This is a genomic window from Pseudomonas rosaeacicularis (assembly GCF_057128745.1).
Map to the genome: position 1 here is coordinate 24,260 of NZ_JBSKHT010000027.1, position 23,909 is coordinate 48,168.

Below are 23,909 nucleotides of genomic sequence, written 5' to 3' on the forward strand. Positions count from 1 at the left end.
GAATCGAATCAATGCCTCACATTTTGATCGTCGAAGATGAAACCATCATCCGCTCTGCCTTGCGTCGCCTGCTGGAACGTAACCAATACCAAGTCAGCGAAGCAGGCTCGGTGCAGGAGGCACAGGAGCGATTCAGCATCCCCTCATTCGATCTGATCGTCAGCGATTTGCGCTTGCCCGGAGCCCCAGGCACCGAGCTGATAAAGCTGGGCCAAGGCAAACCGGTGCTGATCATGACCAGTTACGCCAGCCTGCGATCTGCCGTGGACTCGATGAAAATGGGCGCGGTGGATTACATCGCCAAGCCCTTCGACCACGACGAAATGCTGCAAGCCGTCTCGCGGATCCTGCGGGATCGGCAGACCGTCGTCAGCATGCAGGCCGAGCGTGCCGCCACCGCCAAGCTGCCCGGCGGTGACAAGTCGGGGGCCGACAACAGCAACGGTGAGATCGGCATCATCGGGTCTTGCCCGCCGATGCAGGATCTATACAGCAAGATCCGTAAAGTGGCGCCCACTGACTCCAACGTGCTGATCCAGGGCGAGTCAGGCACCGGCAAAGAACTGGTTGCCCGTGCCCTGCATAACCTGTCCCGCCGGGCTAAAGCGCCGATGATTTCGGTCAACTGCGCCGCCATCCCGGAAACCCTTATCGAATCCGAACTGTTCGGCCACGAAAAAGGCGCCTTCACCGGTGCCAGCGCTGGCCGTGCGGGGCTGGTCGAAGCGGCGGATGGCGGCACATTGTTTCTCGATGAGATTGGTGAATTACCGCTGGAAGCCCAGGCTCGACTGCTGCGCGTGCTGCAGGAAGGCGAGATTCGCCGTGTGGGTTCGGTGCAGTCGCAAAAAGTCGATGTGCGTCTGATCGCTGCAACCCATCGAGACCTCAAAGGCCTGGCCAAAATTGGCCAGTTCCGTGAAGACCTTTATTACCGTCTGCATGTGATCGCTCTCAAGTTGCCGGCGCTGCGTGAACGCGGGCCAGACGTCAACGAGATCGCTCATGCTTTTCTTGCCAGACAAAGCGCCAAGATCGGTCGTACCGATCTTAAATTCGCGCCGGACGCCGAACAGGCTATTCGTCACTACTCCTGGCCAGGGAACGTTCGAGAGCTGGAAAACGCCGTGGAGCGCGCGGTCATCCTCTGCGAAAGCCCGGATATTTCAGCCGACCTGCTGGGCATCGATATCGAACTGAGCGACATCGACGTTGAGGAGTTCATCGGTTTGGCGCCGCAGCAGGCTTCCGCCAGCTCCACAGCCCACGAGCCGACTGAGGATCTTTCGCTGGAGGACTATTTCCAGCACTTCGTTCTTGAGCATCAGGATCACATGACCGAAACCGAACTGGCGCGCAAACTGGGCGTTAGTCGCAAGTGTCTGTGGGAGCGTCGTCAGCGACTGGGTATCCCTCGCCGCAAAACAGGGGTTGCCAGCGAAACGTGAGAGCGATTTTGAACCGGAGGCTCTGGCACGCAGCCTCCCGATCAATGTAAAAAACTGTTACCTCACCAGAAGCACGTAACAAAAGCCGGGGCGTACGGTAACGAAGCCCCGGCTTTTTTTCGGCCATTGAAAATAGCGTCAATTTGCCACACCCCTGCTTTTTGGGGGCTGCAGCGCATTTCGCAGAAGTTGGCACAGGTCCTGCTATATCTATTCGTATAAGAACAACAAAAACCAGTCACCTGCAAAACAACACAATAAAAACAAGATGAATCGACTCACGCATAATAAAAACAACACGGCGGAGGCGCAGCTAACTGATTCTTTTGGAGAGGCGTTGCATTTGGGACTTGTCCCGCGACCAGGCCGAGAACAACAAAAACTACCCTTAGGTAGAGCCTGAACTGGTTGGATCGAATGATCATTGCCGCACAGCGACCAAAGCAATCCGTTTGCTCTTGACTCCCGATTGGGAGGTTTCACAGGCGAAAGCCGTGAATTGGGCACTCAACAAAAACAAAAAGCCCAACAGACAATAAGAATAAGAGCACATACCTTGGGGGAGCTTCGGCTCCCCCAGTAGCTTGCGGAACAAAAGCCGTAATCCCCCGCTCCCTCGCTTCGCCAGCTGCTTTTCGCAGCGTCCTACACCATCCCCCGACTAAATGCTAGAATCCCCGCCCATCATGCGGTCATTCTTTGAAATTGGCCGAATATCCCTTCAAACAGTGCATCCCATGCTGAAGAAGCTGTTCCAGTCATTCCGTTCTCCTCTGCGCAAGCCGCAGCAACACGTGCGTACAACGCCTGAAGTGCTTAGCAGCAGCCAGCATTCGTTGCAGCGCAACCAATTCAGCCGCTACGCCGTAAACATCGTCGAGCGTTTGCAAACGGCCGGTTACCAGGCCTATCTGGTCGGCGGCTGTGTTCGCGACCTGATGCTGAATATCGAACCCAAGGACTTTGACGTTGCCACCAGCGCAACGCCTGAGCAGGTCCGCGCCGAATTCCGGAACGCGCGCATCATTGGCCGTCGATTCAAACTGGTTCACATCCATTTCGGTCGTGAAATTATCGAAGTCGCCACCTTCCGCGCCAATCACCCCCAGGATGATGAAGACGAGGACAGCAATCAGTCCTCACGCAACGAAAGCGGGCGCATCTTGCGCGACAACGTTTACGGCACGCTGGAAGAAGACGCGCAACGTCGCGACTTCACCATCAACGCGCTGTATTACGATCCGGTCACCGAGCGTGTGCTGGACTTCGCCAACGGCGTGCACGACATCCGCAATCGCCTGATCCGTCTGATCGGCGATCCGCAGCAGCGTTATAAAGAAGACCCGGTGCGCATGCTGCGTGCCGTGCGCTTCGCCGCCAAGCTGGATTTCGGTATCGAAAAACACAGTGCTACGCCGATTCGTCCGCTGGCGCCTATGCTGCGCGATATCCCGTCTGCGCGCTTGTTCGAAGAAGTCTTGAAGCTATTCCTGTCGGGATACGCCGAGGCGACATTCGAAATGCTCGTCGATCTCGAACTGTTCGAGCCGCTGTTCCCCGCCAGCAACAAGGCTTTGGAATACAACCCGACCTACACCCATACGCTGATCAGCGAAGCCTTGGCCAACACCGACCTGCGCATCAAGCAGAACAAGCCGGTCACGCCTGCGTTCCTGTTCGCCGCGCTGCTGTGGCCCGCCCTGCCCGCTCGGGTGCTCCGCCTGCAGGAACGCGGCATGCCACCGATCCCGGCCATGCAGGAAGCTGCGCACGAGTTGATCGCCGAACAATGCCAGCGCATCGCGATCCCGAAACGCTTCACCATGCCTATCCGCGAAATCTGGGACATGCAGGAACGGCTACCGCGCCGTTCTGGCAAGCGTGCGGACCTGTTGCTGGACAATCCACGCTTCCGGGCCGGTTACGACTTCTTGTTGTTGCGTGAATCCGCAGGCGAGGAGACCGATGGCCTGGGCGACTGGTGGACCGAGTACCAGGAAGCCAACGACAGCGGGCGTCGCGACATGATTCGCGACCTCGGCAGCAAGTCTGAAACCGGCCAAGGCCCGCGCAAACGTCGTCGCAGCAGTGGCGCGAAACGCAAGCGCACGGGCGCTGATGCATCCAGCGCTTCGGGCGAATGATTTAGGTCTTGAGCATGGAACGTGTGTACATCGGCTTGGGCAGCAATCTGGCTGACCCCGCCGAACAGTTGCATGAAGCGATCAAGTCACTGGCGCAACTGCCCCACACCAGCCTGTCGGGTGTTTCTTCTTTTTACGTCAGCGATTCGCTGCTCCCCGGTCAGCCGCGTTACACCAACGCGGTAGCAGGCCTGGACACATCGCTGGAGCCTCTGGCGCTGCTGGACGCTCTGCAAGCCATCGAAAACGATCAGGGTCGCGAGCGGCTTGAACGCTGGGGGCCACGCACGCTGGACCTCGACATCGTGGTTTTCGGTGATCGCCTGGTCGACGAGCCTCGGCTGAAAGTCCCGCACTACCACATGCAAGCGCGCGCGTTTGTGTTGTACCCGCTGGCAGAGCTGGCGCCTGGGTTGGTGCTGGCCGATGGGCGAGTGCTAGACGACTTGCTTGCCGATTGCCCCTTCGAAGGCTTGGAGCAATTACCGGCCCGGTGCCTGTAGGGGCGCGCTTGCCCGCGTTTGCGGATGAACCTGCGCCGCAGATATAGGATTGGCGAACGGTATCGCGGGCAAGCGCGCTCCTACAATCCATGGACACGCACCACCTACAGCCCCTCCCGGTAACATCCCGACAAAACCGGTAACACCCGGAATTGACTTCCCGCCCCCTCCTCACGAATATAAGCGTCCCAAAGCCGGACTACCGGCCGAAAGGCGCGAAACAGGCCTTTGCAAACATCGCAAAACGACGATGTGCCTGCTTTTTCAGAATGAATCACGCGTGGTTCGCCGTCGTGTTCACAGCGCCTGAATGAGGACTTTTTGATGCCAGATATCACCGTTACGTCCCTGCAGGCGCTCAAGCAAAAAGGTGAAAAAATCACCATGCTGACCTGCTATGACGCAACCTTCGCCCATGCCGCCAGCCAGGCCGGCGTGGAAGTGTTGCTGGTCGGCGACTCGCTGGGCATGGTCCTCCAGGGCCACGACAGCACGTTACCCGTGAGCAATGGCGACATGGCTTACCACGTGGCCTGCGTCAAACGCGGCAATCAGGGCGCATTGATTCTCGCCGACCTCCCCTTCATGGCCTACGCCACCCTTGAGCAAACCTTCGCCAACAGCGCTGCGCTGATGCAGGCGGGTGCGCACATGGTCAAGCTTGAAGGCGCGGTCTGGCTGGCAGAGCCGATTCGCTTGCTGGCTGAACGCGGCATTCCGGTGTGTGCCCACATGGGCCTGACGCCGCAATCGGTGAACGTGCTCGGCGGCTATAAGGTGCAAGGCCGACTCGAGTCCCAGGCGCGGCAGATGCGTGCCGATGCAATTGCCTTGGAGCAAGCCGGCGCGGCGATGATTCTGCTGGAGTGTGTGCCGAGCGAACTGGCCTTTGAAATCTCCCATGCAGTGAAAATTCCGGTGATCGGCATCGGCGCCGGCAGTGGCACAGACGGCCAGGTACTGGTGCTGCACGACATGCTCGGTTTGTCGATCACCGGCCGCGTGCCCAAGTTCGTGAAGAATTTCATGGCTGGCCAGCCTGACATTCAGTCAGCGATCCAGGCCTATGTCGCCGCGGTAAAAGACGTCAGTTTCCCGGCCACCGAACACGGATTTTCGGCATGAACACAGTTAAAGCCGTTCGCGATCTGCGCGCCGCCGTCGCCCGCGCGCGCTCTGAAGGCAAACGCATCGCGCTGGTCCCGACCATGGGTAACTTGCACAGCGGCCACATTGCGCTGGTGAACAAAGCCGCTCAGCGAGCCGACTTCGTGGTGGCGAGCATCTTCGTCAACCCACTGCAGTTTGGTCCGAACGAAGACCTGGCCAGCTATCCACGCACGCTGGCCGCCGATCAGGAAAAACTCCTGCAGGCCGGTTGCCATTTGCTGTTCACGCCGAACGTGGAAGAAATGTACCCCCATGGCATGGCCGATCAGACAATCGTCCGGGTACCCGTCGTCTCCGAAGGCCTGTGCGGCGGCAGTCGGCCTGGGCATTTCGATGGTGTTTCAACGGTTGTCAGCAAGCTGTTCAACATGGTCCAGCCGGACATCGCGGTATTCGGCCAGAAAGATTTCCAGCAACTGGCAGTGGTCAGCGCCCTGGTGCGTGACTTGAACATGCCGATCCAGATCATCGGAGAGCCTACCGTTCGCGCTGCAGACGGCCTTGCACTGTCGTCGCGCAACGGATACCTGAACGAAACCCAGCGCGCCTCGGCCCCTGCGCTGTACCGCGTGATCAACGTGATTGCCGACGCTGTACGCAGTGGTGACAAGAATTTTGAGCAGTTGCTGGTTAACGGCAAGCGGGATCTGGAAGCGGCAGGTTTTAGGCCCGACTATCTCGAAATTCGTCACGCCGTGACGTTGCGTCCGGCCATGGCTGTAGATCGCGATCTGGTCATCCTGGGCGCCGCCTACCTGGGCACTACCCGCCTGATCGACAATCTGCATCTCGATCGCGAATAAATACCTATGCTCAAGCCTCAGTGCCTGGCCAAAAGGCGCCGCCCCGCGCTGATGATCAGCGCGCTGAGCAGTGAACTAAGCCACACCGGCAATGCCATATCGGTACAGTTCGCCTTGAAGGTGGCCGTACCGGTGAAAAATAGTACCGAGTAAAGGTGAAGCGAGGCGCAGACAGCAGTGCGTCCGGGGGCGTAACCTCCGTTGCAAGTATTCGAGTCTGTGTTCAACCTGGCTTTTGTGTCCAAAAGGCAGTTCAAGTACAAGGAAACCCGCAGCGATGGCGTACTACCGCACTCCTCATGACGTCACTACCCTGCCCGCCTGGCAGGCTCTTAATCAACACCGCGAAGCGATGCAAAACTTCAGCATGCGCGAGGCGTTCAACGCAGACCCCCAGCGTTTCAGCGATTTCACCCTCAGCAGCGCCGGGCTGTTTCTCGACTATTCAAAAAACCTGATCACCAAAGAAACCCGCTCCCTGCTGATCGATCTAGCCAACGAAGTGGGCCTCAAAGAAGCGATCAAGGCTCAGTACGACGGCGAACTGGTGAACGGGTCCGAAGGCCGCCCGGCACTGCACACCGCGCTGCGTCGCCCGGTCGGTGACAAGCTGCTGGTGAACGGCACCAACATCATGCCCGACGTGCACAAAGTGCTGAATCAGATCACCGATCTGGTCGGACGCATCCACGACGGCCTGTGGCGCGGCTACACCGAGAAGCCGATCACCGACATCGTCAACATCGGCATCGGTGGCTCGTTCCTCGGGCCTGAGCTGGTGTCCGAAGCGCTGCTGTCCTACGCGCAGAAAGGCGTGCGTTGTCACTATTTGGCGAACATCGATGGCAGTGAGTTTCACGAACTGACCATGAAGCTGCGCGCCGAGACCACGCTGTTCATCGTCTCGTCCAAAACCTTCACCACCCTGGAAACCCTCAAGAACGCGACCGCGGCACGCGCCTGGTATTTGGCTCAGGGCGGTTCCGAGGCTGAGCTTTATCGTCATTTCATCGCGGTATCGAGCAACAATGCCGCTGCCGTGGCCTTCGGCATCCGTGAAGAAAACATCTTCCCGATGTGGGACTGGGTCGGCGGTCGTTACTCGCTGTGGTCGGCCATCGGCTTGCCTATCGCGCTGGCCATCGGCATGTCCAACTTCAAGGAGCTGCTGTCCGGTGCCTACACCATGGACCAGCATTTCCAGAATGCGCCGTTCGAACAGAACATGCCGGTACTGCTGGGAGCGCTGGGCGTTTGGTATGGCAACTTCTGGGGCGCGCAAAGCCACGCGATCCTGCCGTACGACCACTACCTGCGCAACATCACCAAGCACTTGCAACAGTTGGATATGGAGTCCAACGGCAAGAGCGTTCGCCAGGACGGCACGCCGGTCAACACTGACACTGGCCCGGTCATCTGGGGCGGCGTGGGTTGCAACGGTCAGCATGCGTATCACCAGTTGCTGCACCAAGGCACCCAGTTGATTCCGGCTGATTTCATCGTGCCGATCGTTAGCTTCAACCCGGTTTCCGATCATCACCAGTGGCTGTACGCCAACTGCCTGTCGCAAAGCCAGGCGCTGATGCTGGGCAAGACTCGCACCGAGGCCGAAGCCGAACTACGTGCCAAGGGCGTTCCCGAGGAAGAAGTGCAGCGTGTCGCGCCGCACAAAGTCATCCCGGGCAACCGTCCGAGCAACACGATTGTGGTCGAACGCATCAGCCCGCGTCGTCTTGGCGCACTGGTGGCCATGTACGAACACAAGGTCTTCGTGCAAAGCGTGATCTGGGGCACCAACGCCTTCGATCAGTGGGGCGTGGAGTTGGGCAAGGAATTGGGCAAAGGCGTGTATTCGCGCCTTACCGGCAGCAACGAGGAAGTGGCGGAAGATCCGTCCACTCAAGGCCTGATCAATTATTTCCGTGGTCGTCACCGCGGCTGATCCTGCTTTAAGCGTCACCCTGGAACCCGCCGTCTCGCAAGAGGCGGCGGGTTTTTTACGTCTGTGGATAGCAAATATCAGGACGCCTCGATGTCCGGCAGCACTGTTGGGTCAAGGTCAATGGTGTGCTGCCTGGGGTTTCGTACGCAGACAAAATGATCCGCGTGCGGCCCCTCCTTCGGACCGACGTGACGCAAGTGCATTCTGGAGCCACACCAAGGGCACGCCGCCGTGAACCGGTTCACATACAACTTCCCGTTATTGCCCATTTCAAGGTAGTGCCGGGCGCCGAAGAAATGATCGAATCGTGGCCTGTGCAGCACTGCCGAAAAAACAACGGCCATCAGACCGACGATGAAAGTGAACATAAACAACGTCGACCAGGAGCTGCGCCAGCCGGTAGCGGGCTGGAACAGCGTGAAGTAAAGGCCAAGCAGACCGGCAATTCCGGTGATGTAGCCAAAGACCGAGACGCTTTGGCTCCTGAACCCGCGTCCGCCAAACGCCGGGTGGCGCTGAATCTCCAGCTGTTCGGGTGTAAACGTCTGCCGGTCGTTGTGGTTGATACTCACATGAGCGCCACGGAAATCGCCGACACCGACGTTAAGGCTGTTGTCGCCGTGTTGAATGCCATGATTATCGTTGGGCAAAACGGGCCTCCTGCCTAGCTTGCGCGGCAAAAAATGGAAGGCGATTATTCAGGTCATGATCAGGCGCAGCCATCAGCCCGATCCCTTAAGGCAGTGGGAACCGTCGTCATTATTTGTCATACATTGCCAATGACCCTTTAGTCACGATGGGGGTTGCCGTGGCTGAACCCCGAGGTTTCCTACTACTCTGGTGGGAAGTTGTGCCCAAAGAATAAGGAGTGGCCATGTTCAATCTCAGCGATTTCCCACATGCCAATGCAGTGCGCAAAGCGGCTCAACTGAGCGCTGACGACTACACCCGTCTTTACCGGCAATCGATTGAACAGCCCGATGCATTCTGGGCAGAACAGGCCAATCAGTTCCTTGACTGGTTCTCGCCTTGGGACGAAGTCCAGCGCTGCGACATCAAGACCGGCGCGGCGCAGTGGTTCAAGGGCGGCACGCTCAATGTCAGTTACAACTGCATCGACCGCCATTTGCAGGATCGCGGCGAGCAAGTGGCAATCATCTGGGAGGGCGACAATCCTTCAGAATCAGCTGAAATCACCTACAAAAAACTTCATCACAACGTCTCCCGCCTCGCCAATGTGCTGAAAGGCCGTGGCGTGAATAAAGGCGACCGTGTGTGCATTTACATGCCGATGGTCCCCGAAGCGGCTTACGCAATGCTCGCCTGCGCACGGATTGGCGCCGTGCACTCGGTGGTGTTCGGCGGGTTCTCGCCAGATTCGTTGCGTGACCGGATTCTCGACGCTGGATGCCAAACCGTGATAACGGCGGATGAAGGGGTGCGTGGCGGCAAGTACATATCGCTCAAGCAAAACGTCGACCAAGCACTGCAAAGTTGCCCCGACGTCAGCACTGTTTTAGTGGTGGAACGTACCCAGGGCGAGGTTGATTGGGTCGAAGGGCGTGACATCTGGTACCACGAGGCGCTGCATGGCATCAGCGCCGACTGCCCGCCAGAGCCGATGGATGCCGAGGACCCATTGTTCATCCTCTACACCTCCGGCAGCACCGGCAAACCCAAAGGCGTGCTGCACACCACCGGCGGTTATTTGCTGCAAGCGGCGATGACCCACAAATACGTGTTCGATTATCGCGACGGCGAAATCTATTGGTGCACGGCCGATGTGGGCTGGGTTACCGGCCACAGTTACATCGTCTACGGTCCTTTGGCCAACGGCGCCACCACGCTGATCTTCGAAGGCGTGCCCAATTACCCGGACAGCTCTCGCTTCTGGAAAGTGATCGACAAGCATCACGTCAATATCTTCTACACCGCGCCGACTGCTTTGCGCGCATTGATGCGCGAGGGACCAAAGCCGTTGCAGTCCACATCGCGCGAGAGCCTGCGATTGCTCGGCTCCGTAGGCGAGCCGATTAACCCCGAAGCGTGGGAATGGTATTTCCACCACGTAGGCAAAGAGCGCTGCCCCATCGTCGACACCTGGTGGCAGACCGAAACCGGCGGGATCATGCTGACGCCGCTGGTTAGCACCAACCCGCTGAAACCCGGCTGCGCGACTCAACCAATGTTCGGCGTGCAGCCAGTGCTGCTGGATGACAAAGGCAAAGAACTCGAAGGCGCCACCAGCGGATTGCTGGCGATCAAGGCCAGTTGGCCAGGACAGATTCGCGGCGTGTATGGGGACCCGCAACGGATGGTCGATACGTATTTCAAACCCTACCCCGGTTATTACTTTACCGGTGACGGAGCACGCCGCGACCAGGACGGTCATTACTGGATCACCGGGCGGGTGGACGACGTGATCAATGTCTCCGGACACAGGATCGGCACCGCTGAGGTTGAAAGCGCGCTGGTGCTGCACGACAGCATCGCCGAGGCCGCCGTGGTGGGTTATCCCCATGACGTGAAGGGCATGGGCATTTATGCGTTTGTGACAGTCATGGACGGTGTGGAGCCGAGCGAAGCGCTGAAGAAGGAACTACTCGCCCATGTCAGCAAAGAAATAGGCGGTTTCGCCAAGCCAGAGCTAATACAGTGGGCGCCGGCATTGCCCAAGACCCGCTCGGGCAAGATCATGCGGCGCATCCTGCGCAAGATCGCCTGCAACGAACTGGACAGCCTGGGGGATATCTCGACGCTGGCGGATTCCAGCGTCGTGGAAGGATTGATCGAGAAGCGGCTGAATCGGTGAGCCGGTAACCGAACTGATGCAATTCCCGTAGGAGCTGCCGAAGGCTGCGATCATTCTGTAAGCTCATCGAGATATCTGGATCCATCGCAGCCTTCGGCAGCTCCTACATCTCCGAGTTTGGCTCACACTTTTTCGGACACCCATGGAATTCATCCGCACCCGCATCGAAACGCAAGTCATGAGCATGACCGGTCTGGCCTTGGGTCAACTGGACATGGAAAACCCCAAGGGCGACCCGGGTTTATTTGGGCCAGACGCCATCTGCTGGCGGGTGCACGGCGACTTCCCGAGCATGCTCATCGGCGGCATCTGCGCCCTCATGCTGCAGATGCTGCACCCTCGCGTGCTGGCTGGCGTGTGGGACCACTCCAATTTTCGCGAGGACATGCTCGGCCGGCTGCGGCGGACCGGGCAGTTCATCTCTGGCACGACCTTCGGCTCCACCAAGGACGCGAACTGGCTGATCGACAGAGTCCGCACCATTCACCTGCAAGTTAGCGGGATCGCACCTGATGGCACCCACTACGCCGCCAGCGACCCGGACCTGCTGACCTGGGTGCATGTAGCGGAAGTCAGCAGCTTCATGGCCGCGCATTTGCGCTATCTCAACCCGCAGCTTTCGCTCGCAGATCAAGACATGTACTACGCCGAAACGGCCATGGTCGCTGAGCGTCTTGGCGCTGCGAATGTGCCGACATCCCGCCAAGCCATCGAAGACTATCTGCAACGCATGCGCCCGCAATTGGAATGCGGCCAACGAACACTCGAAATCATGCGCGTGCTCAAGGGCGCGCCCGCGCCCAGCCGCATGGCAAAGCCCATGGGGAATCTGATGATGCAGGCCGGGATCGATTTGCTGCCGGATTGGGCGAGCAGGATGTTTGATATCCGCCAGACGACATTCAAACGCAAAATGATCCGCGCGGGTATCAAGCGCAGCGCCCCGGTACTGCGCTGGGCCGTGCGTAATGCTTCGGTTCATCGTGCGAAACGGCGTATGGGGATTGTTTGAAATAAGCAGCCACTGTTGGAGCGAGGCTTGCCCGCGAAGCTTTTCAGCCCCAAGAAGTTGTATCGCAGCTGAAGGCCTCTTCGCGGGCAAGCCTCGCTCCAACAGGGTTTGCGCTGGATCTACCGGCTGGTGTATCCACCATCGATCGGCAACGACACGCCGCTGATCATCGACGCCGCGCCGCTCAATAGAAACAGAATTGGCGCCGCCACTTCTGCCGTCTCAGCAAACCGCCCCAAGGGGATTGCCGCCAGTGCCGGGTCGCGTTTGCTCGGCTCGCTCCAGGCCATGATCGCCATCGGTGTCAGGGTCACGGTCGGGTTGACGCTATTGACCCTGATCCCGAACTTGCCCCATTCGGCGCACTGCACGCGGGTCATGGCGTCCATCGCGCCTTTGGATGCGCAGTAAATCAAATGATCGTCCAGCGCCACCAACGAGGCCTGGCTCGACACGTTGACGATGCTGCCACCCTCGCCGGCCTCGATCATAGCCTTGGCGACTGATCCGGCCACCAGCGCCGCTGCGCGCACGTTGACAGCCATGACCTGATCGAATGCCGCCACACTGACATCGGCTGCCGCTTCCAGTACCGAAACGCCCGCGCAATTGACCAGGCCCTGCATCACCGGCAATGCCTCCAACGCAGTTGCGAGTTGTGCGCTGTCGGCCATGTCCACCTGCAACACCTGGCAGCCTTGGGCGCCAAGTTTCTCCAGCGCCAACGCGTCACGGCCCATGGCGTACACCTCGGCGCCGCTGCTCAGCAAGCGCTGCGCAACCTCCCAACCGATGCCACTGCTGGCGCCAGTCACCAGAATCCGCTGACCACTGAAATCAAATGTGGCGTTCGGCTGTTGGTGACGAATCATGATGACACTCCTTGCAGGCGATGCATGATCGGTTTCAGCGCCGGGTACAGCGCGACGTATTCGGCGAATATCTTTGAATACAGCGCAACGTTTTCAGCATTGGGCTCTGCACGCAGTTCCAGTTCGACCCAGCCTTTTCGCACTTGCTCATCGTCAACCAGCCCCACTGCATGAGCTGCTAACAACGCCGCGCCCAGCGCTGCTTCCACCTCCTGAACGATGGTGTAAACCGGGTAGCCGGTGACGTCAGCGATGATCTGCATCCACAGGTCCGAATGACTGGCGCCACCCACGACGATCAATCGCGGATCGAGGGATTGCGCGCCTCGGGTGCCCGCTTCGATGTTGTGGCGCAGGGCAAATGTCACCCCTTCGAGCACCGCGCGGTAAAGGTGGGTGCGGGTGTGATAAAGATTGAGCCCGACGAAACTGCCGCTGGCCTTGGCGTCCCACACCGGGCTGCGTTCGCCCATCAGGTACGGCAGAAACACCAAGCCGTCGCTGCCGGCGGGCACCTTGTTGGCTGCGCGCTCGAGAATGGCGTGACTGTCTTCGCCGGTTTCGCGGGCCTGCTGTTCTTCGCCCTGACAGAACTGCTCGCGAAACCAACTGACAGAAGCGCCCGCCGTGATCGCGCCGCCGAAGATGTACAGGTCTTTGGCGCCGTTGTAGACGTGGGGGAAGCTGACCAAGCCGTGGCGGGCATCGACCTGTTGATTGAGGTAGCCCCAGCACATGCTGGTGCCGATCATGGCGACGTGGTTGCCCGCTTGCGTGACGCCTGCGGCGAAGGTAGCCATTGCCGCATCGACACCGCCGCCGAGCAAGGGGATGCCTGCCATCAGGCCGAGCTCGTCGGCCCATTCTTCAAGCAAGCCACCGACCACATCGCCTGAGTGAACCAGGCGCTCGGGCATCATCGACAGCGGTATGCCCAGCGCATCGAGCATCTCGACCGACCATTGCCGATGAGCGACGTCGTACACGCCGCCGATGTTGCCGGCGGAGCTGTGGTCCACCGCCACTTCGCCGGTCAGGCAATAGTTGATGTAACTATTGGGCGGCAGCAGGTAGCGAGTTTGCTCCCAGATTTGCGGTTGCTTTTGCTTGAGCCAGAGCATTTTGGTGAAGCCATAATAGCTGTCCACTGAATTGCCGGTGATGTCGTACAGGCGCTCAAGGTCAATGTGCTGGTTGACCCATTCGACTTGTTCGCCCGCGCGCCGATCCATCCAGATCAGACACGGATAAAGCGGTTTGATCTGCGCATCGACGGCAATGCCGGAGCCGCCATACAGACTGCTGACGCAGAGGGATTTAATGCTCTCTTTGGGCACGCCGGCTTTGCGCACGCAGCAGGCGACGCAGGTTTGAACGGCATCGAGCCAGACCTGCGGCCATTGTTCGGCCCAGCGGGGTTTGGGGGTGTCGACTTTGTAGCCGTGACTGTGCTGAGCGACAATGCGTCCCTCGGCGTCCACCAATAGGGCTTTGGTGCTCTGGGTGCCGATGTCGACGCCGATGACGTAGTCCATCTGGGTGGTCTCTCTTGTTATAGGTCTTGTCACAGGTAGGCGGTGTCTCAACTGACATCTTCGCGGACAGGTCCGCTCCCACAGGTAAAACGAGATCCAACCGTGGGAGCGGACCTGTCCGCGAAGAGGCCGTCAACAACACCGCAAAATCAGGCTCCGGTCACTGGTTTCAATAACACCTTGATCGATTTGGTGGAATCGGCCAGCGCGAAGGCTTCGGCGTAGTCGTCCAGGCCGAAATCGTGAGTGACGATGCCTTTGGAAGTCACCAGCCCGCGTTCGAACAAATCGATGGCCACCGGATAGCAATAGGGGCCCAGGTGCGCGCCTCGAACGTCCAGTTCCTTGCGGTCGCCGATGATCGACCAGTCGGCGCTGGTTTCTGCGCCGAACACGCTGAACTCGACGAAACGACCCAGTTTGCGAATCAGATCCAGCCCTTGAGTGACGCCAATCGGTACGCCGGTGGTTTCGATGTAGACGTCACAACCATAGCCGTCGGTGAGGCCATTGATGATCGCTTTGGCATCGTCACGACTTGGGTTGATCACCACGTCGGCGCCGTATTTCTTCGCCAGTTCCAGACGCTCGTCGACCATGTCGATGACCACCAGTTTTTTCGGCGTTTTCAGCGCGGCCACTTGCACCATGCACAGGCCCAAAGTGCCTGCGCCGGCGATTACCAACACGTCATCGAGTTGCACGTCGCCGCGATTGACGGTGTGAATCGAGCAGGCCATCGGCTCGATCAGCGCTGAGTCTTCCAGCGAAACGGATTCAGGAATCTTGTGCACAATGGCGGTTTTCGGGATGCGCATGTACTGCGACATGCCGCCCTCGGCAACGTCTTTCTGGAAGCCGAAAATGTTGTGCACTTCGCACATCCAGTACTTGCCGGTCTTGCAGAATTTGCATTTTTCGCAGGGCACAATTTGCTCGGCGATGACCTTGTCACCGACCTTCACGCCGAAGTGTTCTTCAGCACCCTCGCCCACTTGCTCCACGTAGCCGAAGAACTCGTGGCCCGGAATGACCGGTGCCTTGACCCATGGGCTTTCGCCGCCCCAGAACATCGCCGCGCCCGAATGGCATTTGCAGTCACTGGCGCAGATGCCGCAGGCGCCGATGCGAATAACCAGTTCATTGGCGCGGGCCTGAGGCATGCTGACGCGCTCCAGACGGTAGTCTTTTGGCGCGTGGCAGACGACGGCTTGCATGGTGTTTTGTGTGTTTTGTTCCATGACGTTTCACCTGTTCGCTATCAGAAAGTACACGCCTATGTGGGCGTGTTTAACAAATGTTTAGGCGTTGCAGTTACCCAGTGGGAGCGGACCTGTCCGCGAATGCGTCATTCCTATCGCTAGAGATGTGGCGAACGCACTGGCATCTTCGCGGACAGGTCCGCTCCCACGGCTCCGGGTTGATCTATCGCTTTCACTTATGCCGCTGCCGACTGATGAAGATCGCCAGCAAAATGATCCCGCCTTTGATCACGCTCTGCACATACGGCGAGACGCCGAGCATGTTCAGGCCGTTGTTGAGCACACCCAAAAGCATGGCACCGACCAGCGTCCCGACAATCACACCGCGACCACCGGCAATCGAGGCGCCGCCGAGCACTACAGCCGCAATGGCGTCCAGCTCGAAACCGACACCGGCGTTGGGCTGGCCACTCATCAGGCGCGAAGACAACACCAGCCCGGCAATCGCTGCTGTGAGCCCGCTGATCGAATACACCAGCAACTTGAAGCGCGACGCGCGAACGCCCGAGAGACGCACCGCTTCTTCGTTGCCTCCAATGGCGTAGACGTAGCGCCCGACGCGGGTGTGTTGCAGCAACACCCAGGCTACAAAATAAGTGGCGAGCATGATCAGAATCGGCACCTGGATTCCGAACAGCGTCCCGCGACCGAACCAGGAGAACCAGTCCGGCATACCGGAAATCGGGTAGCCATCGGTGTACATCAGCCCCAGCCCGCGAGCGATGCCCATCGTCGCCAAGGTGACGATGATCGGCGGCATCTTCAGGTACGCCACGAAGATGCCGTTACCCACGCCAAACCCTACGCCGATCAACAAACCGATGAGGATCGCAATCGGCGCCGGAACCCCCGCCACCATCAAGCCGGTGGTCAAGGTGCCGGACAGCGCCATCACCGGTCCGACCGACAAATCGATGCCGCCAGTGAGGATCACGCAGGTCATGCCGACGGCAATGATCGCGTTGATCGACACTTGACGGGCGATGTTTTCAAGGTTCGCGCCAGTGAGGAATTTGTCGCTGGCGAAGATCATGAAGATCGTCACCACCACCAGCCCCACGAACGGGTAGAACGCTGGCGAGCGAATCAGTTGGGCGAAGTTGAGCTTCATCCGGTTGGGTTGTGTGGTCATGGTTTTAATGGACGTATTCACTGTTCAGACTCCCGGTGGCGTGGCGCATCACCTCTTGCGGGTTGACGTTCGCCGCCTCCAGCACGTTGACGATGGCGCCCTTGTGAAACACCGCCACGCGATCGCACATGCCGATGATTTCCGGCAGTTCCGAGGAGATCATGATGATCGCGAAGCCTTGCTCAGTGAGTTTGCGCATCAGGGTATAAATTTCGGCCTTGGCACCGACGTCAATGCCTCGGGTCGGTTCGTCGAAGATCAGGATGTCGCAGTGGTGATTGATCCAGCGCGCGATCACCACTTTCTGCTGATTACCACCGCTGAGGTTCAGCACCCGGCTTTCACAGGTCGGCGCCTTGATCGACAGCTGCTTCATGAGATCAGCCGTGGTGTCGTTTTCCTTGCGCCGGTCAAGCAAGTGGCCATGGCCTTCGTACTTGCCCAGGTTGTTCAGGGAAATGTTCTCGCGGATGCTGAAATCCACAATCAGCCCTTCGCTCTTGCGGCTTTCGGGCAGCAAGCCGATGCCGTTGGCCAGGGAGTCAGCAGGGTCGTTCAAGCTCACCGATTGGCCGCGCAGCAAAACGTCCTTGCTCACCACCGACAACGCGCCGATCACACCCAGCGCCAGCTCGGTACGGCCGGAGCCGACCAGTCCGGCGAAGCCAAGAATCTCGCCCTTGTGCAGTTTGAAGTTGTTATGCGGACCGTTTTTGATCAGCTGGATATCGCGCACTTCCAGCAGTACTTCACTGGTGGGCGTCGAGGTTTTGGCCGGGAAGCTGGACTCCAGACGTCGCCCGACCATCATTTCCACCAGCGTGTCGATGTCACTGTCGGCCACGGTCAACGCGCCGACATTGCTGCCGTCGCGCAGCACGCTGATGCGGTCGCAGACCTGAAAGATCTCCTCCAGGTGGTGCGAGATAAAGATCACCGCCACGCCCTGATTTTTCAGCTCGCGCATGATGTCGAACAGCAGCTCGGCTTCGGACGGAGTCAGGGTCGCAGTGGGTTCATCGAGGATGAGCAAGCGCGCTTCGAGGGCCAGTGCCTTGGCGATCTCGACGAACTGCTGTTCGGCCACGCTCAAATGCTGCACCGAACAATCCAGGTTGATGCTCACGCCCAAGCGATCGAACAACGCGATGGCCTTCTCCCGCATCTCGCTTTTACGCAGCAGACCGAAGCCGTTGACGATTTCGTGGCCGAGGAAAATATTCTCCACGGCATTCAGGTACGGGATCAGACTGAATTCCTGAAACACGATGCCGATACCGGCCGCGATGGCTTCGTTGTACGTGGCGAAATGCTGTTCGGCGCCATCAATGCGGATGCTGCCCTGATCCTGATGTTCGACGCCCGCGAGTATCTTCATCAGCGTCGATTTGCCTGCGCCGTTTTCGCCCAGCAACGCGTGAATCTCGCCGCGTTCGACCTGCAGATTGATCGACTTGAGCGCATGCACGCCGGGGTAGCTCTTACAGATATTTTCCAATTGCAGAAGGCTGCTCATGCGCACCTCGTCAAACCAGAACGTGCTCGGACAGTGAACCCCCGTCACGCAGAATAGCTGCCTGACGGATGCTCACACGCGGATCACCAGGAGAAGGTTTTCGCCTGGGCCTGATCCACCAGCAGGATGTCGACGGGGATGGCTTTGGGCACTTGCGAGCCCCACTTCTTGGCCAGTGCGATGCCCAACGCCAGTCGCACCTGATCGCGCGGATATTGCGCTGAGGTGGCGATGAACTTGCTGTTCGGTTTCTGGATTTCCTTGATGGCTTCCGGTGCGCCATCGACGCTGGTCAGCTTGACGTCCATGCCGCTGGATTCGATGGCGGCCAGAGCACCGAGCGAGCCGTTGTCATTAACGCTAAACAACCCTTTCAGGTTCGGCTGCGCCTGAAGCATGTTTTCGGTCACGCTGAGCGCTTGATCGCGCTCCTGTTTGCCGTTCTGAATGCTGACGATCTTGATGTCGGGGTGTTTGCCCAAGGCGTCTTTGCAACCGCGCACGCGCTCCAGGATCGGCACCACCGCGATGCCATCGAGAATGCCGACGTCACCTTTACCGCCGATGTTCTTGGCCAGGTACTCACAGGCCTGAACGCCTGCGTCGTAGTTTTTCGATCCGACGAAGGAGTCCAGCGGACCATCGGCTTGAGCGTCAACCGCCACTACGACGACGCCCTTGTCATGGGCCTGCTTAACGGCGGACTGCACACCCACCGAGTCGGTCGGGTTGATGATCAGGATATCGATGCCCTTTTGCAGCATGTCTTCGATATCGCTGAGCTGCTTGGAGACATCGTGACGGGCGTCGGTGACCAGCAAGGTCGCACCAATGCTTTTGGTGGCGTCCTCTAGGGCGGCCTTCATGGTCACGAAATAGGGGTTGTTGATTTCCTGAAACGAGGCGCCGATTTTCAGCGGGCCTGTCTTGGCTGCATCAGCTGCTTGAACGGTCACGGCACTGCCGCAGGCGATGGCAAAAGCGAGCGAGCACAGACCTAAAGAGAAGCCTTTCTTGGGGCGAGTTGTCATGGCGAAAAATCCCGTTGTTTTTATTTTTAAAGCGGAAATGTCATCGTTAACATTTTTGAAATTAGCAGAGATTATTGGGGTGTGCAACAGGCCGTCCGACTGCCGGATATCATTTGATTCAGTGCCAACTGCCCAGCGGTCGAAGTGTAGGACTGAGCTCGCTCGCGATTGGAGGCGTGCCAGCAATCACAAAGTGTCTGACCTCCCCTATCGCGAGCAAGCTCCCCCCTACAGGCTCACTGGCAATACGGGTCGGGCATCACCCGCGTTGACAAACTTTGTAACCCCTGCCGATAATTCCAAGTTGTCGTACAACCAGCGACCTTCATAACAACAACATCCAGACCAGGGCCCCCCATGACCAATACCACGCCTGCCCAGACTCCTTTCAATCGGCTGCTGCTCACCGGCGCAGCAGGTGGCTTGGGCAAAGTCTTGCGCGAAAGCCTTCGCCCCTACGCCAATATTCTTCGTCTGTCCGATATCTCGGAAATGGCCCCGGCTGCTGGTAGCCACGAAGAAATCCAGACGTGCGATCTATCCGACAAACACGCTGTTCACCAATTGGTGGAAGGCGTGGACGCCATCGTGCATTTCGGTGGGGTGTCGGTTGAGCGGCCGTTCGAAGAGATTCTCGGCGCGAACATCAGCGGTATCTTTCACATCTACGAAGCCGCGCGTCGCCATGGCGTCAAGCGTGTGATCTTCGCCAGCTCCAACCACGTCATCGGCTTCTATCGCCAGGACGAAACCATCGACGCCAGCGCCGCGCGCCGTCCGGACAGCTATTACGGTTTGTCCAAGTCTTATGGCGAAGACATGGCCAGTTTCTACTTCGATCGCTATGGCATCGAGACCGTGAGCATACGCATCGGCTCCTCGTTCCCTGAACCGCAAAACCGCCGGATGCTCAGCACCTGGCTCAGCTACGACGACCTCACGCAGCTGATCTACAAAGGGCTGACCACGCCGAATGTCGGACATACCGTGGTGTATGGCGCTTCCGCCAACCGGGATGTGTGGTGGGATAACCGTCTGGCCAATCACTTGGGTTACACCCCGAAAGACAGCTCCGAACGCTTCCGCGCCAAGGTGGAGGCTCAGCCGATGCCAGCCGCCAATGACCCGGCGATGGTCTATCAAGGCGGCGCGTTTGTTGAGTCCGGGCCATTCGGCGACGAGTGAGTCGGCAGTGGGCCTAGCGGGAACGCCGGCTGAAGCAGTCGGCGAACTGAAAACGACGGAATGATTCGCCATGTCTGCCCAATTGATACTCGACGCACGCAATGCCACCGGTGAAAGCCCTGTGTGGGACCCACAAGAACAAGCGCTGTACTGGGTCGATATCCCGGCGCGGCGTCTGCACCGCTGGAGCCCGCAAGACAACCTGACGCAAAGTTGGGAAGCGCCGGAAATGATCGCCTGTATCGCCCGCTATGGGGATGGCAGCTGGATCGCCGGGATGCAAAGCGGCCTGTTTCGCGTCAGTCCAAACGATGACGGGACACTCACGACCACACCTCTGATCGGCGTTGATCATCCTCGCAGTAACATGCGCTTCAACGACGGCCGCTGTGATCGCCAAGGACGCTTCTGGGCAGGAACCATGTTCATGGACATGGCGGCCAACGCAGTGGTGGGCTCGATGTACCGCTACAGCGCCGGGCAACCCACCCCGCTGCAACCGCAACTGACCGACTTTATCGTACCCAACGGCTTGGGCTTCAGTCCGGACGGCACGATCATGTACCTCTCCGATTCACACCCCACCGTTCAGAAAATCTGGGCTTTCGATTACGACACCGACAGCGGCACGCCCCACAACCGCCGTCTCTTCGTCGACATGAATCAGTTCCCCGGACGCCCCGATGGCGGAGCGGTCGATGCCGACGGTTGCTATTGGATATGCGGCAACGATGCGGGGCTGATTCATCGCTTCACGCCTGCGGGCAAGCTGGATAAATCCTTGGCCGTCCCGGTGAAAAAGCCTGCCATGTGCGCGTTTGGCGGCAAGGACCTGGACACCCTGTTTGTGACCTCAATACGTCCTGACGGCGACATCAGCGACCAGCCCCTTGCGGGCGGGGTGTTCGCGCTGCAACCGGGGGTCAAAGGGCTTCAAGAACCCGCATTCGGAAGCTGATTTGAACAGCTGCACAGGCATTTCATGGCAGAAGCGCGGCCCTGTCCGCGCTGACTCCAATCCTGATGGGCAGAAGCGCTTTTATCCCGCGCCAGCCCCCGACAGTCACCCCGCCTTCGACCTCTCTCCGCACCCTTCGCAATAAATAGTGACACATAATTGGTACAGAAGCGCCCCCCGAATACGCTGCGAAAAACGCTCAATCTGTATCAAAAACGGACACTTTTTTCAGTTAAACGCCTAAAAAGAAATAGTTTGAAATATTTTCATTCAGCAACGAGCGAACGCTGTGCTAGCTGCTAGTATCTCGCCTTGCCGCTGCTGAAACAGTCTGTAACAAGAGACGTTTCCTGGGGGCAATCACAGTGAAGTCTTCCGATCTGAAGCTCCGTCGCCGGCCGCGACGGGTGATCGGGACGGTCCGGTTTTCCACCGCTACCTGAGCGGTTGTCTGTGAAACAGGACAACAACGGGACGGCCAATTCCCCGTTGAATATTTCTTGAATGACATCGATTACATCCCCGGCATTTGCCGTTGTAAGCACTGTCCCACCTCTCTGGGCCGCTGCATGCAGGCGCTGTCGTACCGGGCTAACCAAATCTGAATGCAAGGATGCTTGTCCAGTGGTTTTACCGAGGAGGCGCTATGCCTTACACGACTTTTTCCGAGGCACAGATCAAGAGTCTGATCGAGACCATTGACCATTGCGGCTACGCAGTTCTTCCCGACTGGGCGAACAGCGAGCAACTCGCGCAGTTGCAGGACCTCGTCGTCGGCGCGGTGGCGGCGGCAGGCAATAATTACGTGGCGCTGGCGGGCAACGAGGCGGTTGCCGGAACTCCGCTTCAGGAATGGGGCAACTCGCGGGAGTTCATCGATTTGTGTCGGCGCATCGTTGTTGGCGCAACCGGGCAGGAATCCAGAGATTCGGGATTGCAACAAACCCTGCGCTGCCTGACAGGTGATGGTGGCCGCCGTGAATCGCTGATCTTCCATTACGACTCATTTGCGCTGACGACAATCATGCCGGTTTGCATGCCCGATGAAGGCGAAAGCGGCGATCTGCTGATGTTGCCCAGTCGTCGACCGCTGCGTCGCAACTACGCCTTGAACCTGCTGGACAAATTATTGGTGGATAACCGCTGGATGCAGCGCCGCCTGGCGAAGCGCTTCGCCAAAAAAGCCGAAGCGTTTACGCGTATCCGCATGCTTCCCGGCAATCTGTATTTGTTCTGGGGCTACCGCTCGCTGCATACCAATCTGCCTGTCGCCCCGGACGCATTGCGCGCCACTGCGGTGTTCCATTATCACAACGTGCACGGCAGCAGCTCGCTGGCCAGCCGGGTAAGACGTTCGTTGAACGGGTTCAAGCCAACCCAGACACCGGCAGATGCAACCCATACCTGAGGCGGGCAAAGTCCTGTAGGAGCGAATTCATCCGCGAGAGTGCCCTTCCAAAGCACTCGACTCGCAGCCGTCTCGCGAATGAATTCGCTCCTACAGGTTTTACGAATAACCTTATATCCCGCGGTTATCTTCATAAATCCTCGGCATACAGACGCTTCTATATTTAGAACTAAATGTGATTATCTAAACCCGTATTTATATCCTTATGATCTGAGCCACAACAACCCTGAAACAGGAATTCAGACATGGCGATTCAGATCAACCCTGTGGCTGGCAGGATCGGCGCTCAATTGAGTGGCGTTCAATTGTCCGGTGACATTTCTGCCCAAGAGTTCGATTTCATCAACTCAGCGCTGCTGAAATACAAAGTGCTGTTCTTTCGCGAGCAGTATCTCAGCGACGAGCAGCATGAGAGTTTCTCTCGCCGATTCGGCGATCAAGTGCCGCACCCCACCGTCCGTTCAGCTGAACAAAGCAACGCCATCCTGCACCTCGATGCCAAGGAAACCCGCGCCAATTCCTGGCACACCGACGTCACCTTCGTCGCCAACTACCCCAAGCTTTCCATCCTGCGCGGCGTGGTCATTCCTCCCTACGGGGGCGACACGGTCTGGGCCAATACCGCCACCGCCTACACCGATTTGCCTGAGCCGCTCAAACAGCTGGCTGACAATCTGCGCGCGCTGCACACCAATCTTTATGACTACGCCGCACCGCGCAACACCAGCGACGCCGGCCTGAAACGCTACCGCGAGCAGTTCACCGCCGAAGTCTACGAAACCGAACATCCATTGGTGCGGGTTCACCCTGAAACCGGGGAGCGCACTCTGCTGCTCGGGCACTTCGTCAAACAGATTCAGGGCGTCAGCAGCAACGATTCAAAACAGCTGATTCGCCTGTTCCATGAGCGAATCACTCACGTTGACAACACCGTGCGCTGGCGCTGGCAGGCTGGTGATGTGGTGATCTGGGACAACCGCGCCACTCAACATATCGCCATCAACGATTACGGCGATGCCGAACGCATCGTGCGTCGCACCACTGTCGCAGGCGATGTGCCTTACGGCGTCGACGGGCGCTTGAGCCAGGCGATCAAACCCTCCCCTGAAACGCTGTCGCCCAAGACCGAAGCCGACAAGAAACACTTGGCTGCCTGAACCTCTTTTTCACTTTCAC

19 protein-coding genes are annotated in these 23,909 nt (G+C 58.6%); 12 read left to right on the forward strand and 7 right to left on the reverse strand.

The window, feature by feature from the left end:
* Positions 1-11 precede the first annotated feature (11 nt).
* The 6 genes from ACWKWM_RS27135 to pgi all read left to right on the forward strand — a co-directional run bounded on the left by ACWKWM_RS27135 (position 12) and on the right by pgi (position 8,010).
* Entirely contained in the window at positions 12-1,448 is a 1,437-nt protein-coding gene (locus tag ACWKWM_RS27135; RefSeq protein WP_483849054.1) for a sigma-54-dependent transcriptional regulator, read from the forward strand.
* 737 nt (positions 1,449-2,185) lie between these two features.
* Positions 2,186-3,592, forward strand: a complete 1,407-nt coding sequence (locus tag ACWKWM_RS27140) for a polynucleotide adenylyltransferase PcnB (protein WP_483849055.1) — start codon at positions 2,186-2,188, stop codon at positions 3,590-3,592.
* A gap of 14 nt (positions 3,593-3,606) precedes the next feature.
* Positions 3,607-4,095: a 2-amino-4-hydroxy-6-hydroxymethyldihydropteridine diphosphokinase gene (gene folK, locus ACWKWM_RS27145; RefSeq protein ID WP_483849087.1), complete on the forward strand. Its 489-nt coding sequence runs from the start codon at positions 3,607-3,609 to the stop codon at positions 4,093-4,095.
* 324 nt (positions 4,096-4,419) lie between these two features.
* Complete coding sequence (gene panB / locus ACWKWM_RS27150; protein ID WP_483849056.1) at positions 4,420-5,220, forward strand: 3-methyl-2-oxobutanoate hydroxymethyltransferase; 801 nt, start codon at positions 4,420-4,422, stop codon at positions 5,218-5,220.
* Positions 5,217-6,068, forward strand: coding sequence for a pantoate--beta-alanine ligase (gene panC, locus ACWKWM_RS27155; RefSeq protein WP_483849057.1), 852 nt, complete (start codon positions 5,217-5,219; stop codon positions 6,066-6,068). The genes panB and panC overlap by 4 nt, the downstream gene beginning before the upstream one ends.
* A gap of 277 nt (positions 6,069-6,345) precedes the next feature.
* Positions 6,346-8,010, forward strand: coding sequence for a glucose-6-phosphate isomerase (pgi, locus tag ACWKWM_RS27160; RefSeq protein ID WP_483849058.1), 1,665 nt, complete (start codon positions 6,346-6,348; stop codon positions 8,008-8,010).
* A 77-nt stretch (positions 8,011-8,087) separates the two neighbouring features.
* Here pgi and ACWKWM_RS27165 read toward each other — a convergent pair whose 3' ends face one another.
* Positions 8,088-8,660, reverse strand: a complete 573-nt coding sequence (locus ACWKWM_RS27165; RefSeq protein ID WP_483849059.1) for a hypothetical protein — start codon at positions 8,658-8,660, stop codon at positions 8,088-8,090.
* Between the two features lie 224 nt (positions 8,661-8,884).
* Here ACWKWM_RS27165 and acs point away from each other — a divergent pair, with 224 nt between their 5' ends.
* Positions 8,885-10,822, forward strand: a complete 1,938-nt coding sequence (gene acs, locus ACWKWM_RS27170) for an acetate--CoA ligase (protein ID WP_483849060.1) — start codon at positions 8,885-8,887, stop codon at positions 10,820-10,822.
* A gap of 142 nt (positions 10,823-10,964) precedes the next feature.
* Positions 10,965-11,834: an oxygenase MpaB family protein gene (locus ACWKWM_RS27175; RefSeq protein WP_483849061.1), complete on the forward strand. Its 870-nt coding sequence runs from the start codon at positions 10,965-10,967 to the stop codon at positions 11,832-11,834.
* Positions 11,835-11,953: 119 nt separating this feature from the next.
* Here the strand turns inward: ACWKWM_RS27175 and ACWKWM_RS27180 are convergent, their stop codons facing one another.
* The 6 genes from ACWKWM_RS27180 to ACWKWM_RS27205 all read right to left on the reverse strand — a co-directional run bounded on the left by ACWKWM_RS27180 (position 11,954) and on the right by ACWKWM_RS27205 (position 19,182).
* Positions 11,954-12,706, reverse strand: coding sequence for an SDR family oxidoreductase (locus ACWKWM_RS27180; protein ID WP_483849062.1), 753 nt, complete (start codon positions 12,704-12,706; stop codon positions 11,954-11,956).
* A complete protein-coding gene (locus tag ACWKWM_RS27185) occupies positions 12,703-14,241 on the reverse strand; it encodes an FGGY-family carbohydrate kinase (RefSeq protein ID WP_483849063.1) in 1,539 nt (512 codons plus the stop codon). The genes ACWKWM_RS27180 and ACWKWM_RS27185 overlap by 4 nt, the downstream gene beginning before the upstream one ends.
* A gap of 149 nt (positions 14,242-14,390) precedes the next feature.
* Positions 14,391-15,482: an alcohol dehydrogenase catalytic domain-containing protein gene (locus ACWKWM_RS27190; protein WP_483839069.1), complete on the reverse strand. Its 1,092-nt coding sequence runs from the start codon at positions 15,480-15,482 to the stop codon at positions 14,391-14,393.
* A gap of 193 nt (positions 15,483-15,675) precedes the next feature.
* Positions 15,676-16,635, reverse strand: a complete 960-nt coding sequence (locus ACWKWM_RS27195) for an ABC transporter permease (protein ID WP_483849088.1) — start codon at positions 16,633-16,635, stop codon at positions 15,676-15,678.
* 4 nt (positions 16,636-16,639) lie between these two features.
* The gene (locus tag ACWKWM_RS27200) at positions 16,640-18,151 is read right to left on the reverse strand and encodes a sugar ABC transporter ATP-binding protein (RefSeq protein ID WP_483849064.1); all 1,512 of its coding nucleotides are present in this window, start codon (positions 18,149-18,151) and stop codon (positions 16,640-16,642) included.
* Positions 18,152-18,234: 83 nt separating this feature from the next.
* A complete protein-coding gene (locus ACWKWM_RS27205; protein ID WP_483849065.1) occupies positions 18,235-19,182 on the reverse strand; it encodes a substrate-binding domain-containing protein in 948 nt (315 codons plus the stop codon).
* 357 nt (positions 19,183-19,539) lie between these two features.
* On the opposite strand from ACWKWM_RS27205, the gene ACWKWM_RS27210 reads away from it, so the two are divergent.
* The 4 genes from ACWKWM_RS27210 (at position 19,540) to ACWKWM_RS27225 (ending at position 23,890) form a co-directional block, all read left to right on the forward strand.
* Positions 19,540-20,367 (forward strand): NAD-dependent epimerase/dehydratase family protein, encoded by an 828-nt coding sequence (locus tag ACWKWM_RS27210; protein ID WP_483849066.1) that lies wholly within the window; start codon positions 19,540-19,542, stop codon positions 20,365-20,367.
* A 70-nt stretch (positions 20,368-20,437) separates the two neighbouring features.
* On the forward strand, positions 20,438-21,325 hold the full coding sequence (locus ACWKWM_RS27215) for an SMP-30/gluconolactonase/LRE family protein (protein WP_483849067.1): 888 nt from the start codon (positions 20,438-20,440) through the stop codon (positions 21,323-21,325).
* 646 nt (positions 21,326-21,971) lie between these two features.
* On the forward strand, positions 21,972-22,733 hold the full coding sequence (locus tag ACWKWM_RS27220) for a hypothetical protein (RefSeq protein WP_483849068.1): 762 nt from the start codon (positions 21,972-21,974) through the stop codon (positions 22,731-22,733).
* A 245-nt stretch (positions 22,734-22,978) separates the two neighbouring features.
* On the forward strand, positions 22,979-23,890 hold the full coding sequence (locus ACWKWM_RS27225; protein WP_483849069.1) for a TauD/TfdA dioxygenase family protein: 912 nt from the start codon (positions 22,979-22,981) through the stop codon (positions 23,888-23,890).
* Positions 23,891-23,909 lie beyond the last annotated feature (19 nt).